Genomic DNA, 14,809 nt, shown 5'->3' with positions numbered 1-14,809 from the left:
AAAGTGCTTATATATGCATAAGCAAAGTGGATGGAGTAATTCAATTTAGGAATACTAAAAAAGAATATAATTTCATTTTAGCTTGCTCCAAATATAAAATTGAGACAAGCAGTAAATATGAATTAAAAAAAGTAAAATTAATTAGGGTTACCAGAAAAGATTTTTAAATAATTTCTAGTAACCCTTAAAATATTATTTTTTAATAACAGATGATATACTTTGTGATGATATTCCAAGCATACTTCCTGTAAATCCTAGACCTTCTTCTGTAGTAGCTTTAACATTAATTTGATTAATATCTATATTAAGTGCATTAGCTATATTTTTTCTCATATTTTCTATATAAGGGAATAATTTAGGTTTTTGAGCAATAACAACAGAATCAATATTATTTATAATATATCCATTTTTTATGATTAATTTATTTACTTCTTCTAAAAGTTTTATACTAGAGATCCCTTTGAATTTACTATCAGTGTCAGGAAAGTGACTACCAATGTCTCCTAAAGCACAAGCTCCTAATAATGAATCCATTATTGCATGTAATAAAACATCAGCATCAGAATGACCTAATAATCCTTTTTCATAAGGAATTTCAACTCCACCTAAAATTAATTTTCTATTTTCAACTAGCTTATGAACATCATATCCAAGTCCCACTCTCATATAACAAAGTTCCTTTCAAGTTAAAATAAATTTTAATAATTATATTTTAATTTTATCATTTAAATCTATAGTAATCAATTTTAGTATTATTATCAATTAGATAATTATTATTAAGGTACTTTGAAGAGAATTTGACATGTATATAAGAAATTAGCCGATTGAAAATAAAAGTAAGAAAATTTATTTTACGCTTTTTTATAAAATCTACATATATAACTTTTTTTCTCATATTAATCTCCATAAATATATTAATTTTTTAAGTACTATATTCATATTTTTAGAATTATGATAATTGGAGATTAGAAAAAATTGTTTAGGCTGGAGTTGAATGTGGATAGCAGTAAAATAAATTTCTATGATATAATAACATCATATGAAACATTAGTTAATTTTGATATTTATAATATTAATTAAATGAAATATTATAATTTGGGGGAAAATTAAAATGGACAAGCTAAGAATTAAATATGTCTTTTCATCAACACCAAACATGTTATTAATAGGTGGAAAAACAGATATAAATAGAAACAAACAAATAGAATTATTTTTAAAAAAATTGTCTTTATACAATATTTTACTTAAGGACTTAATTAATTATCCTCCTAAAGAAAAACAGCGTAATATAATTTTAAATATTTCTTATTATATACTGGAAGATGATAATTTAAGAGATTCTGTTGAAAGAAAAAAAGATTTACCTATACGAAATGTTTGCAAAAAGCTTGATATTAGTGATGAATTTTTAAGAAAATGGAAAGAATATATTTTATTTTATTATATTATTTTTTCCAATGTAGATTATAAGCTTATTCAAGAATATTTAAAAATAGAAGAAAAATCAAATAATGTGGTAAATTTAAATAATGTAAAGAAAACAGAATTTTTTAGAGGAATAGTATTAAAAAGTTTAAATAGTAGTGCATATATTTTAACATCAAGTGGTGAAATAATTAAAATAAAGTGTGATAAAAATACTAAAATTGGACAAGAAATTAGTGGACAACAGAAAAAATCTTTTAGGAATTATAAAATATATTTTTGTATATTAATAGTTTTAATAATTATAATAGGAATGTCTTTATATTCACATTATTATAATTCTCAAAGTACAATAATAGTAAATACAACCTCTGCTATAAAATTAGAATGTAATTTCCTAGACAAGGTTATATATTCATATTCTGAAACTGAAAAGGGAAATAAGCTTATAATTTCAACTGATGTTTTACATAAGGACATCGATGAGTCTATAAAAGAGATTTTAGATTATGCAATTAACAATGAAATGATACCCACTGATAATAAAATATTAATAACTGTAAATGGAGAAGCTTTAAAATACGGTGCACTAAAAGAGACTAGTAAATTTTTAAATGAAATAAATGAAAAGAATAAAAGTGAGAACAAGAGTCAAATTTCTGTGTTAATAAATAATGGTGGAAATCAACATAAATTAACAACGAGTTTATATGAATAGATAAAAAGATAGATATGTTTAAGCAGTATATTGATATATTTTAAAAATAATCTTTTATTTTTAGCTCTGTTTTAAATGTGTGTTGATATATGCAATAGGTAAAGTGGCATTCCTAAGTTCAATTACTCCGCCAACTTTGCTTATGCATATATCAAAACTCTGCTAAAACAGAGCCTTATTTTTTTGTGTTTTCTAATAACTGTTTGAATGTATCCATATCATAATTAGAACTTATATAAATTCTGTTAAGCAATAGAGGATTGTCATCCCTATCAGAAAGACCCAAATCTGTAGTAAATCCTAATTTAAAACCAGCATCTTTAGCAGCTTTTACACTGTTATCATCATAATTTCCATAAGGATAAGCAATACTAGTGACTGGCTTCTCAGTAATTGCTTCTAATGTTTCTTTAGATTCTAAAAATTCTTTTAATTGTTCATCATATGTCATTTTAGTAAGATCAGGATGTCCAGCAGTATGGCTTTGAATATCTATTCCGTAATCAGACATTTTCTTTATAGCTGATTCTGAAAGATAATATTCTCCATCTAACTCAAAAGTAATACAAAATATAGTAGCTTTCATATCTAAATCTTTTAATATAGGAAATGCATTAGTATAGTTATCCATATATCCATCATCAAAAGTGATTACAATACTTTTTTCTGGAATAGGAGTATTGTTTAATAGATAATCTTCTAACTCTTTAAGAGTTAGAGTAGTATATCCAGAATCTTTTATATATCTAAGTTGATTTCTAAGTTTTTGAGGAGCTATAATAACCTCGTTATTTTCAGAATTTTTAACTGAATGATAGTATAAAACTGGAACCCCAATATTCTCATTAGTTAATTTTAAATCATTATTTGTGTTAATTTCCTTTTCATCTTCAACATCAGAGATTTCTTTATCCGTATCATTAAATTCTGGATTATTATCATCAATAGCCTCAGTAGTAGTAGAATTATTTGAATTTTTATCAACAGTATCTTTTAAGAATAAGTTATTATACATAAAATATGAAATAATTACACAAATTAAAACACAAGTCAATATAATGATATTTTTTTTTGTAAAAAAATTATTTAAATTTTTCAATGATAGTATCCTCCTAGTTATTTTAAGTCTTTATTTATAATATAAACACAATAAGCATATTTTAACATAATATTTTTTTTATAACAAAAAACAAAAAAGAAAAAAATTACAACTTATCAACATTATCCACAATTGCCTGTGGATAACCTGTTATAAAATCAATTTAATATAAAAAAACTATCTGTGTATTTTGTTAATATTTTTTAAAAGGTATGTTTTTATGGAAGGAGAAAAAATAAGATAATGCATTTAATTTCAAATATTGTATCGGTATTTTTGATTCCCTTAATGTTATCACAAAGTTATCCACAGTACATGTTTATAAATAATAGAATAAAAAACGACAATAATCTAAAAATTGTGGAAAAGTCTATAAATAAAAATTTAAGTTATTTAATAGAAGATGTTAGAATTTTGCAAATAGAAGGTGGAAAAGATAAAAACAAAATTAATAATATAAATTCAAAGATAAATGGTGATGTTATGAATCCTATAATGGAAGCAGAAAAAACTTCAGCAGAGTATTTTAAGGATAATAATATTATTCCTAATTTTCCTTATCAAATAGTATCTAAATATTTTGTTAGTAGAAATGATAATAATATTTTAAGTTTTTATAATGATTATTATGAATTTTTAGGTGGAGCACATGGAATGACTATTAGAACTTCATATACAATAGATAAAAATAAAGAAGAAATTTTAAAACTAAATGATTTATTTAAATTAGGATATGATTATTCAAATATAATAAATAAAGAAATTGAAAAGCAAATAGGAAATAATCCTGATAATTATTTTGATTCAGGAAAAATATTTAAAGGTATAAATGAAAATCAGGATTTCTATTTAGATAAAGATAATATTATTATATATTATCAATTATATGAGATAGCACCATATGTATACGGTATTCCAGAATTCAAAATTCCAATAGAATTGTTTGGAGATAATTTTATTTATAGTTAGGGTTTTAATATACGTTAGTTACATGGTAATATTTATTTTAGATATAAACGATTTAAAGGAGATTAAAATGAAGAAGTTATTAAAAGAATATACTATAATAACTATAGGAATTATAATAGTTGCCATTGGTCTTGAAATGTTTTTCTATTCTAATAATATAGCATCTGGAGGAGTTTCTGGATTAGCATTAGTTTTAAATAAAGTTTTAGGAATTGAACCTGGAATAGTAATGATTGTATGTAATATTGTATTATTTATTGCAGCTTTTATATTTATTGGTGGTAGTTTTGGAGTAAAAAGTATGTATGCTGCATTTGGTTTATCTTTCATATTATCAGCTGTTGAAAAATTTCATAAGCCAATAGCAATAACTAATAATTTAGTTTTAGCAACTATATTTGGAAGTACATTAGTAGCTATGGGAACAGCAATTATGTATACTAAAAATGCTACTACAGGAGGTACTAGTATTACAGCTAAAATATTAAGTAAGTATTGTCATATGGACTTTGGAAAGGGATTGTTAATATCAGATTCGGTAGTAATATTATTAGCAATTTATACATTTGGCGTAGAACTGGGATTGTTTGGATTATTAAGTGTGTATTTAACTGGTATTTTAATAGATAAATTTATAGATGGATTTAACTTATCTAAACAAGTTATGATTTTTACTGATAAAGAAGAGCTTGTGGCAAATTACATAATGAAAGATGTTGAGAGAGGATGTACTGTTTTTTATGGCAAAGGTGGATATACTAAAAAACAAAACTGTGTTATCTTAACCATATTAAGTAGAACTCAATTTATTAAGTTAAAGCAATTTATTATGAAGAATGATCCTAAGGCATTTATAACAGTAAATGAAATAACAGAAGTATTAGGTCAAGGATTTAAAAATATATTAGATAATTAAAAATTGATATTTTAGTATAAAACTCATGGACAGAGAAATTTACTTTAAGAGTTCTAAAAAGTAAATTCCAATGCCACTTTGCTTTTATACTAAAACATCAACATTGTCTTAAAACAGAAAACTTTATAAAGTTAATCAATTATTTAGTGTGAGAATTTTTATTTTGATTTCCTCTAAAGCCATATCCATCAGAAACCTCTCTGTTAATTGAGGTTATTTTTCCTGTTATACATCCTCTACAATGAGATGGTGTATCTCCTGTACAAATCTTACCAGGATATAATGCATATAGCTTTCTATATTCACCTTCAGTTACATTTGGCATAACTACATTAGCACCGCTTTGAAGTGCTAAGATACGTCCATTTTTATGTAATGATTCCATTGCAGTAGTAGCAGGAATATTTATATCAGGAAGTAGTAATCTAGTTATAGCCATTACTTTTAAAGCTAAATTTAAATTCCCACCTTCAGAGTTTTTTAGTGGGGTATCTTCATTAGGAATAAAAGGACCAATACCAATCATATCAGCATTTAATTTTTTGAAAAATAAAATGTCATCTGCTAAAGAATCTAATGTTTGATTTGGTAATCCAACTAATACACCTGTTCCAACTTCATAATCTAGATCACCCAAATTTTCTAGACAGTTTAATCTTTCATCATAACTCATCATAGGATCCATTTCTTCATAAAGTTTTTTGTCAGTTGTTTCAATACGAAGTAAATATCTATCAGCACCAGCTTCTTTAAAAGCTTTATATTCTTCATAAGTTTTTTCACCTAAACTTAATGTTAATGCCACATTTAAACTTTTAATTTCTTTTATTATTTCCACCATTTTTTCTTTAGTAAAAAAGTCATCTTCTCCGCCTTGAAGAACTATAGTTTTATAACCATAAGATACAGCTTTCTTTGCAAAATCTATAATTTCATCTTTACTTAATCTATATCTTTTTATATTTTTATTATCTCTTCTTAATCCACAATATAAGCAATTTCTTTTGCATATGTTAGTAAATTCTATGAGTCCTCTTAAATGAACAATATTACCTAAAGATTTTTCTCTTACTTTGTCAGCAGCTTTAAATAAATCATCATTTATATCATCAGATGATAATAATTGTAATATTTCATCTTTACTTAATTCATGTGTAACACTTGCTTTTTCAATTAAATTTTTCATTTATCCTCCATAAGTTTAATTTATCGTAATACTTTAAACTTAGTATACTATATAAAAAATAAGAGTTAAAGGACAAGACTTTGCCATTTAACTCTTAGTATTTTTACTTTAAGCTATATTTTAGATATATATAAACATATATTAAAAATACAGTAAATTTATAATTTTATTTTAAGCTACTTGCTTTTTTTCTTTAACTTTACCACCCTTATTTTCAGAACTTATATAATCATCTTTTTCTGAATCATATCTAATCATTTTATATATTTGAATTATTAATGTTGGAAGGAATGCAAATAAATATATAAATCCTAAATTTGATCCACTTAATGGTATAACTTCAAACAATGATTGTAATGGAGGAACTAATAATACTGCATTTAGTAGTACTAAGCCAATTCCAAAAGCCATCCAGCTAAATTTATTATCGAATAAACCTAATGCAAATATAGATTTTCTCCCTCTACAATTAAAACCATGGAACAATCTACCTAAACATAAAGTGGCAAATGCCATTGTACTAGAAGTTCCTACAGGGCCACTAGATAATCCAATATGGTAAGCTGAAACAGTAGCAATTGCAATTAATAATCCTTCAACAAGTATACTTTTTACAAAACTTTTATTTAATATAGATTCTTTACTATCTCTAGGTTTTTCATTTAAAACATCTCTTGTTGATTTTTCCATACCTATTGCAATAGCAGGTAAACTATCAGTAAGTAAATTTATAAATAATAAATGAACTGCAGCAAATGGTACTGGCAAAGCTCTTAATGATGCATATAATACAGCTAATATTCCAGAAGTATTTCCAGAAAGTAAAAATCTAATTGAATTTTTTATGTTAGCATAAATATTTCTACCATTACCTATAGATTTAACTATTGTTGCAAAGTTATCATCAGTTAATATCATAGAAGCAGCATCTTTTGAAACTTCTGTACCTGTTATACCCATCGCAATACCAATATCAGCTTGTTTTAAGGCAGGAGCATCATTTACACCATCACCAGTCATAGCAACTATCTTATCTTTACTTTGCCATGCCTTAACTATTCTAATTTTGTGTTCAGGAGATACTCTAGCATAAACAGAAATATGTTCTAATTTATCTAATAAATCTTTATCAGACATCTTATCTAATTCAATACCATCAACTGATATATCAGTATCTTGTAATATACCTATTTCTTTAGCAATAGCAGAAGCTGTAATCTTATGATCACCTGTAATCATTACTGGTTTAATTGAAGCTTTAATACAATCTCCAACAGCTGCTTTTGATTCTTCTCTAGGTGGATCTATCATTGAAATTAATCCAACAAATATAAAATCTTTTTCATCATCTAATACAAGATCTTTTTTAGTATCTAATTTTTTATAGCCAAATGATAAAACTCTTAATCCATTAGAAGATAATTGATGGTTAATTTTATTTATGTCATTAATATCTTTTTCAGTAATTTTTCTTATACCATCAGATGTTTTTATTAAGGTTGTTCTTTTTAATAATACATCAATAGCACCTTTTGTAATCATTAAATACTTATCATCTATATTATGAAGAGTACTCATTAATTTTCTATCAGAATCAAAAGGAATTTCACTTAATCTAGGATGTTGTTTTCTATAATTAATCTCATTTATATCAAAGTTATGACCTAAATTAATTAAAGCCACTTCAGTTGGATCACCAAGTTCTTTACCATCAACAGATGTAGAATCATTGCAAAGTATAGAACTATCTACTAAGAATTTGGCAAGTGGATTATTTAAATTAATTTCTTCAGAAGTTATTAACTTATCATCTACAAAGATACTTTTAACTGTCATTTTATTTTGAGTTAAAGTACCTGTCTTATCTGAACAAATTACAGATACACAACCTAAACCTTCAACAGCTCTAAGATTTTTAATAATTGCATGTTCTTTAGACATTTTTTGAGTACCGATAGAAAGAACTATAGTAACTATTGAGCTAAGAGCTTCTGGAATAGCTGCAACAGCAAGAGCAACAGCAAACATTAATGAATCTAAAATTGTATTTCCTCTATAGACATTTAAAGCAAGAACTATTGCACAAATAATAATTACACCAATAGCTAATTTTTTAGAAAAATCATCTAAAGATACTTGAAGAGGAGTCTTTTTTTCTTGAGTTTCTTCCATCAAAGTTGCTATTTTACCTAATTCAGTATTCATACCAGTACTTGTAACAAGTACTGTACCTCTTCCGTAAGTTACAAGTGAGCTTGAAAATACCATGTTTTTTTGATCCCCTAAAGCTACTTCAGTTTTATCGATTTTTTCGGAAATTTTATCTACACTTTCTGATTCACCAGTTAGAGAGCTTTCATTAACTTGTAATGAAAAACTTTCAATTATTCTTCCATCTGCGACTACTAAATCACCAGCTTCTAATATTAATATATCACCTGGTACTACATCTTTAGACGGAATTTCAATTTTATTGGAATTTCTAATAACTTTAGCAGTAGGAGAGGAGAGTGCCTTTAAACTGCTTAATGATTGCTCCGCTTTAACATATTGAACTGTACCTAAAATAGCGTTTATAGTTATAACTACTAAAATAACGATAGTACTTTCAATATTACCAGTTGCTATTGATATAATAGCGGCAGCTATTAAAATAATAACTAGCAGGTCTTTAAATTGTTCTAAGAATATAGAAACAATACTCTTTTTCTTTTTTTCGGTTAATGCATTTTCTCCATATTTGTTTAACTGTTCTTTAATTTGTTCTTCGGTAAGACCGTTTAAGGTTACATTAAAATCTTTTAAAGTATCCTCAGAACTTTTACAAAAATATTTTTCCATATCATTCAATCTCCTTCTTATATTAGTTATCATATATATAAAATAATAAGCAATATTATTATATAGTTTGCTCATTATTTTATTTGAAATGCTCAATGAACAAAAAAAGACTTTTAATATAATTTCAGAATTCTGAAATCATATTAAAAGTCTCGTCACCACAAAGGTCATAACACCAGGTAAATAAATAACCGAGCATGTTGATGTTATATTATAACTACTCCCTCTTAATTCAATATTAAATTTAATCTTCTTTAGACTAATATATTCTAATTTTAAAATTTTGTCAATTAAATTTTACTATAACTAGTAATTAATATTAATTTTTAGTTATAATATAATTAACAATGTTATTGAAGAGGAGATTAATTATTATGTTCACGCCTATTAAGACACCAAAAGTATACGATCAAGTCATAGAACAGATAAAATTTAAAATAAAAAGTGGTGAACTCAAAAAAGGTGATAAGCTTCCATCTGAAAGAGAGATGGCAGAATCTCTTTGTGTTTCCCGTACTTCAGTAAGGGAAGCTATAAAGGCTTTAGAAGTTATAGGACTTATAGAGAGCAGGCAAGGCGCAGGAAATTATATAAAAACTAATTTTGACAATTCACTTTTTGAACCATTGTCAGTTATGTTTATGCTTCAAGAAAGTTCTCTTAAAGAAATGTATGATTTAAGAAAAACATTAGAGCTAGAGTGTGGAAGATTAGCATCAAAGAATATAACAGATAATGAGTTAGATCATTTAAGCGCTATATTAGATAGAATGTATGAAGCAGGAACAGAAGAGGAGAGTTTAGAATTAGATATTAAATTTCATTATGTTCTTGCAAAAGCAGCAAGAAATGTTTTGCTCATTAATATACTTGAAGTAATATCTCAGCTTATGGATGAATTTATAAAATCATCTAGAATGCAAATTTTACATACTGGTAATAGTAGAGAAATATTATTATCAATACATGAAAATTTAGTGAGAGCATTAAAATTTAGAAATGAAAAAGAAGTATTTAATGCAATGCTAGAACATTTTGATTTAATATGGAAGGCATATGGATACGAAGAATAGTAAATTATTCTTAAGTAAAGTATTGTTAATAAAATATCAAACAAGAAGTTTCTATAAAAATAAAAGCAAAATTTTTATTTTTATAGAAACTTTTTTTTATAGAAAATTATAAATTTTATTATGTTAAAGAGGAGAAAAAATACAACTCTAGCTATAAAAAGTTGTAAGCGTTGTTATAAATTCCATGTAAATGTTTTCTGTTAATTTAATAACAATTATTTACATGGCAAAGTTTTAAATATATAATAATAATTGTAAGTGGTAGTACCAATCGTAAATTGGTATGATATGTTACCAAAATGGAGGGATAACCGTGTACATTTTATTTGTTTTAGCTTGTATTTCTATTATTTGGCTTATGATTTCATTAGGAAAGCTTAAGATTGCAGGCCATAAGGCATGCCCTATAGCTCTCTTAATAACAGGAAGCGATACTTCAGCAAATGTTTTATTTGGAGAATTACAAGTACAAGCTGCAAATTCCATTGGAGCAAATCCATATTGGATTGCAGGAGGAAATGTAATGGGAGCAACAGCAGGAAAAATGATTTCACCACAAAGTATAGCAGTTGCAACAGCAGCTACCAATCTTGTTGGTAGTGAAGGTAAAATATTAAATTCAACATTAAAAGTTTGTTCATTCTATATTGTGTTTTCAGGATTATTAATATATTTCTGTGGACCACTATTTGGATTTTAAAATATAGTTTTTTAGGAGGTATTTACATGAATATTTTAGTTTGTATTAAACAAGTACCAGGAACTTCAAAAGTAGAGGTTGATCCAGTTACTGGAGTATTAAAAAGAGATGGTATAGATTCAAAAATGAATCCATATGATTTATATGCATTAGAAACTGCATTAAGAATAAAAGAAAATGAAGGTGGAAATGTAAAAGTTTTAAGTATGGGACCTAATCAAGCGCTTAGCGTAATTAGAGAAGCGTATAGTATGGGTGCTGATGAGGGAGCATTATTATCAGATAGAAAATTTGGTGGTGCTGATGTTTTAGCTACATCATATACAATATCTCAAGGCGTAAGAAAAATGGGAGATTTTGAGTTAATAATTTGCGGAAAGCAAACTACTGATGGAGATACAGCTCAAGTAGGACCAGAAATGGCAGAATACTTAGACATACCTCATGTAGCAAATGTTGAGAGAATCATAGAGATTAAGGAAAAATCAATTATAGTTGAAATGGATATGCCTGAAACTTTAGAAGTAGTTGAAATTTCATATCCTTGCTTAATAACTGTAGATAAAGGAATTTTTGAACCAAGACTTCCATCTTACAGAAAGAAAATTGCAACTAAAGACAAAGAAATTTCAATTATGAGTTTAAATGATTTTGAAGATAGAAATGAAAAGAAATATGGACTAAATGGTTCACCAACTCAAGTTGAAAGAATATTCCCACCAGAAGTTAATGATGATAGAGAAATGTGGACAGGCAATTCAAATGAGTTATCTGAAAAAATGGAACATAAATTAAAAGAGTTTAAGTTTATTTAATTATAAATTAGTTTTTAGTGAGTTTAAGGATTTTAATAAATAATATTAAAAAGGATTATTAAGGATATATAAATAAAAACATTAATCAAGGAGGAATGATTTATGGCAAAGTTAGTTGTTAATCAAGAAAAAATAACTAATAAGGAAGAGTTAATAAAAATATGTCCATTTGGTGCTCTTGAAATAAATGATGGAAAAGTTGAGATAAATGGAGCTTGTAAAATGTGTAAGCTTTGTGTAAAGAAAGGACCAAAGGGAGCAATTGAATATATTGAAGAAGAAGTTAAGTCAATAGATAAGGATTTGTGGAAAGGAATATCTGTTTACGTAGATCATGTTAATGGGAAGATTCATCCAGTAACTTATGAATTGATTGGTAAAGCTAGAGAATTAGCAGCTAAAATAAATCACCCTGTTTACTGTGTATTCATTGGTCATAAAGTTTCAGAGGAAGCAAAAGAGTTATTGCATTACGGAGTAAATAAAGTATTTGTATATGATGATGAAGAACTAAAAGATTTTAGAATAGAACCTTATGCAGCAGCATTTGAAGATTTTATTAAAAATGTAAAACCATCATCAATATTAGTTGGAGCTACAACAATAGGAAGATCATTAGCACCTAGAATGGCTGCTAGATTTAGAACAGGTCTTACAGCTGATTGTACTATCCTTGATATAAAAGAAGATACGGACTTAGTACAAATTAGACCAGCATTTGGTGGTAATATAATGGCACAAATAGTTACACCTAATTCAAGACCACAACTTGCAACAGTAAGATATAAAGTAATGACAGCACCAGAAAGAACAGATGATATTAATGGTGAAATAATTAAATGTGACATTAAAAAGGATAAGCTTAAATCTGGTATTAATGTTCTTGAAATTAAAGAAAAAAATACAGAGGTAGGAATAAGTGATGCTGAAGTAATAGTAGCAGCTGGTAGAGGTGTTAAGTCAGAAAAAGATTTAAATATGATAAAAGAATTTGCAGAGTTATTAGGTGCAGAATTTGCATGTACTAGACCTTTAATTGAAGCAGGATGGGTTGATGCTAAAAGACAAATTGGATTAAGTGGTAGAACAGTAAGACCAAGACTTATAATAACTTGTGGAATTTCAGGTGCAGTTCAATTCTCAGCTGGAATGAATAATTCAGAACATATATTTGCTATAAATAATGACGATAAAGCTCCTATATTTAAAGTTGCTCATTATGGAGTAGTAGGTAATATATATGAAATTATTCCACAACTTATAGAAAAAATAAAAATGAGCAAGGAGGCATAAGGCTATGACTTATAAAAATATTGATGTTAAAGACTATGAATATATACTATCTATTGCTGAAAATGATAAAGAGAGAGTTTTCTTTGGAGATGAAATAAACGAAGATTATAGCCATGATGAATTAGGTGGAATAAAGAAAATGCCTGATATAGTAGTACAAGCTATAAGTACAGAAGAAGTATCAAAGATAATGAAATATGCTTATGAAAATTCTATTCCAGTAACTCCAAGAGGCTCAGGTACAGGTCTTGTAGGTGCAGCTGTTCCGATTAAAGGTGGAATAGTTATAGATCTTTGTAGAATGAATAAGATATTAGAAATAGATGAAGAAAATCTTACTCTTACATTAGAACCAGGGGTATTACTTATGGAAATAGGCAAATATGTTGAAGAATTTGATTTGTTTTATCCACCAGATCCAGGTGAAAAATCAGCAACTATTGGCGGTAACATAAGTACAAATGCAGGTGGAATGAGAGCAGTAAAATATGGTGTTACTAGAGATTATGTAAGAGGACTAGAAGTAGTGATGCCAAATGGAGAAGTAGTACAGTTAGGCGGAAAGGTAGTTAAAAATAGTTCTGGTTACTCATTAAAAGATCTATTAATAGGATCAGAAGGAACTTTAGGTATAGTAACTAAAGCTATACTAAAATTATTACCACTTCCTAAAAAATCATTAAGTTTACTTATACCATTCCCAACATTAGAGAATGCTATAGATACAGTACCTAAAATAATTAAATCAAAAACAATACCAACAGCTATTGAGTTTATGCAAAGAGAAGCTATATTAGCAGCTGAAGAATTTTTAGGAAAGAGTTTCCCAGATAAATCATCAGATGCATATCTTCTATTAACTTTTGATGGAAATTCAACAGAAGAAATTGAAAAAGCATATGAAAATGTAGCTAATATATGTTTAGATGCAGATGCAATAGATGTATTTATATCTGATACAGAAGAAAGACAAGAATCAATTTGGTCAGCTAGAGGATGTTTCCTTGAAGCGATAAAGGCATTAACTACAGAAATGGATGAAGTTGACGTAGTTGTTCCAAGAAATAAAATAGGTGAATTTGTTAAATTTACTCATGAACTTGAAAGTAAATTTAATATTAGAATAAAGAGCTTTGGACATGCTGGAGATGGAAACTTGCATATTTATATTTTAAAAGATCAATTAGACGAAAATACATGGCATGAAAAACTTGAATTAGTTATGAAAGATATGTATGATAAGTCAAAAGAATTAAAAGGACAAGTTTCAGGAGAGCATGGAATAGGTTTTGCTAAGAAACCATATTTAAAGGAATCACTTTCAAATGATGTACTTTCAGTAATGGAAGGAATTAAATTAGCATTTGATCCTAAAAATATATTAAATCCAGGAAAAATATTTAAATAAATTACCTCTCAATTTAAATAAATTTTCTTCTAAAGAGTGTATCAAATTTTGATACACTCTTGTTTTTTCTGGTGCAGAAATTAAACTCTTTTTAAATTACCAAAAGTTTATTAAAAATAGGGAAAAGCAAATATTGTTTAAAAGTTAGAAGTAAGAGAAGAAATTATATAAATATTAAATAATTGATAAAATTTAAGTTTAAGAGGTTTAGATTATAGAAAAAAAATGAAAATTGTCTTATAATTTCTATATTGGTAGTAACATAATATAGAATAATAAGGCTCTGTTTTAAATGTGTGTTGATATATGCAATAGGTAAAGTCCAATTACTCCGCCCACTTTGCTTATGCATATATCAAAACCCTG

At 26.7% G+C, this 14,809-nt stretch carries 11 protein-coding genes and 1 pseudogene; 8 read left to right on the top strand and 4 right to left on the bottom strand.

What is annotated here, in order from left to right; translation table 11 throughout:
* Nucleotides 1-192 precede the first annotated feature (192 nt).
* On the bottom strand, nt 193-666 hold the full coding sequence (gene ispF / locus NG918_RS04955) for a 2-C-methyl-D-erythritol 2,4-cyclodiphosphate synthase (RefSeq protein ID WP_252215195.1): 474 nt from the start codon (nt 664-666) through the stop codon (nt 193-195).
* Nucleotides 667-1,111: 445 nt separating this feature from the next.
* Between ispF and NG918_RS04950 the strand changes: the two genes are divergently transcribed.
* Nucleotides 1,112-2,143, top strand: a complete 1,032-nt coding sequence (locus tag NG918_RS04950; RefSeq protein ID WP_252215198.1) for an anti-sigma factor domain-containing protein — start codon at nt 1,112-1,114, stop codon at nt 2,141-2,143.
* A gap of 175 nt (nt 2,144-2,318) precedes the next feature.
* Here the strand turns inward: NG918_RS04950 and NG918_RS04945 are convergent, their stop codons facing one another.
* On the bottom strand, nt 2,319-3,242 hold the full coding sequence (locus NG918_RS04945; RefSeq protein ID WP_252215200.1) for a polysaccharide deacetylase family protein: 924 nt from the start codon (nt 3,240-3,242) through the stop codon (nt 2,319-2,321).
* Between the two features lie 243 nt (nt 3,243-3,485).
* On the opposite strand from NG918_RS04945, the gene NG918_RS04940 reads away from it, so the two are divergent.
* On the top strand, nt 3,486-4,211 hold the full coding sequence (locus NG918_RS04940) for a DUF3298 and DUF4163 domain-containing protein (protein ID WP_252215203.1): 726 nt from the start codon (nt 3,486-3,488) through the stop codon (nt 4,209-4,211).
* Between the two features lie 67 nt (nt 4,212-4,278).
* Entirely contained in the window at nt 4,279-5,127 is an 849-nt protein-coding gene (locus NG918_RS04935) for a YitT family protein (RefSeq protein ID WP_252215205.1), read from the top strand.
* A gap of 139 nt (nt 5,128-5,266) precedes the next feature.
* Here the strand turns inward: NG918_RS04935 and hydE are convergent, their stop codons facing one another.
* A complete protein-coding gene (gene hydE, locus NG918_RS04930) occupies nt 5,267-6,313 on the bottom strand; it encodes a [FeFe] hydrogenase H-cluster radical SAM maturase HydE (RefSeq protein ID WP_252215207.1) in 1,047 nt (348 codons plus the stop codon).
* A gap of 171 nt (nt 6,314-6,484) precedes the next feature.
* Nucleotides 6,485-9,154, bottom strand: coding sequence for a cation-translocating P-type ATPase (locus NG918_RS04925; RefSeq protein ID WP_252224976.1), 2,670 nt, complete (start codon nt 9,152-9,154; stop codon nt 6,485-6,487).
* Between the two features lie 374 nt (nt 9,155-9,528).
* On the opposite strand from NG918_RS04925, the gene NG918_RS04920 reads away from it, so the two are divergent.
* From NG918_RS04920 to NG918_RS04900, 5 genes and pseudogenes are all read left to right on the top strand, one after another.
* Nucleotides 9,529-10,227 carry a FadR/GntR family transcriptional regulator gene (locus NG918_RS04920; protein WP_252215213.1) on the top strand — a complete coding sequence of 233 codons (699 nt, stop codon included), beginning with the start codon at nt 9,529-9,531 and terminating at the stop codon, nt 10,225-10,227.
* A 406-nt stretch (nt 10,228-10,633) separates the two neighbouring features.
* Nucleotides 10,634-10,927: pseudogene (locus tag NG918_RS04915) on the top strand (L-lactate permease); the annotation flags it as partial.
* 26 nt (nt 10,928-10,953) lie between these two features.
* Nucleotides 10,954-11,742, top strand: coding sequence for an electron transfer flavoprotein subunit beta/FixA family protein (locus tag NG918_RS04910; protein ID WP_252215215.1), 789 nt, complete (start codon nt 10,954-10,956; stop codon nt 11,740-11,742).
* A 102-nt stretch (nt 11,743-11,844) separates the two neighbouring features.
* Nucleotides 11,845-13,035: an electron transfer flavoprotein subunit alpha gene (locus NG918_RS04905; RefSeq protein ID WP_252215218.1), complete on the top strand. Its 1,191-nt coding sequence runs from the start codon at nt 11,845-11,847 to the stop codon at nt 13,033-13,035.
* Nucleotides 13,036-13,039: 4 nt separating this feature from the next.
* Nucleotides 13,040-14,443: an FAD-binding oxidoreductase gene (locus tag NG918_RS04900; protein ID WP_252215221.1), complete on the top strand. Its 1,404-nt coding sequence runs from the start codon at nt 13,040-13,042 to the stop codon at nt 14,441-14,443.
* Nucleotides 14,444-14,809 lie beyond the last annotated feature (366 nt).

Source organism: Clostridium sp. ZBS2, from assembly GCF_023845855.1.
Lineage (GTDB): Bacteria > Bacillota > Clostridia > Clostridiales > Clostridiaceae > Clostridium > Clostridium aquiflavi.
The sequence above is the reverse complement of the archived record's forward strand: the minus strand, read 5'-3'. Positions and strand labels throughout refer to the sequence as shown.

Coding starts and splice junctions, on each gene's coding strand:
- ispF (WP_252215195.1), bottom strand. CDS start 666: ATGAGAGTGGGACTTGGATATGATGTTCATAAGCTAGTTGAAAATAGA.
- NG918_RS04950 (WP_252215198.1), top strand. CDS start 1,112: ATGGACAAGCTAAGAATTAAATATGTCTTTTCATCAACACCAAACATG.
- NG918_RS04940 (WP_252215203.1), top strand. CDS start 3,486: ATGCATTTAATTTCAAATATTGTATCGGTATTTTTGATTCCCTTAATG.
- NG918_RS04935 (WP_252215205.1), top strand. CDS start 4,279: ATGAAGAAGTTATTAAAAGAATATACTATAATAACTATAGGAATTATA.
- hydE (WP_252215207.1), bottom strand. CDS start 6,313: ATGAAAAATTTAATTGAAAAAGCAAGTGTTACACATGAATTAAGTAAA.
- NG918_RS04925 (WP_252224976.1), bottom strand. CDS start 9,154: ATGGAAAAATATTTTTGTAAAAGTTCTGAGGATACTTTAAAAGATTTT.
- NG918_RS04920 (WP_252215213.1), top strand. CDS start 9,529: ATGTTCACGCCTATTAAGACACCAAAAGTATACGATCAAGTCATAGAA.
- NG918_RS04910 (WP_252215215.1), top strand. CDS start 10,954: ATGAATATTTTAGTTTGTATTAAACAAGTACCAGGAACTTCAAAAGTA.
- NG918_RS04905 (WP_252215218.1), top strand. CDS start 11,845: ATGGCAAAGTTAGTTGTTAATCAAGAAAAAATAACTAATAAGGAAGAG.
- NG918_RS04900 (WP_252215221.1), top strand. CDS start 13,040: ATGACTTATAAAAATATTGATGTTAAAGACTATGAATATATACTATCT.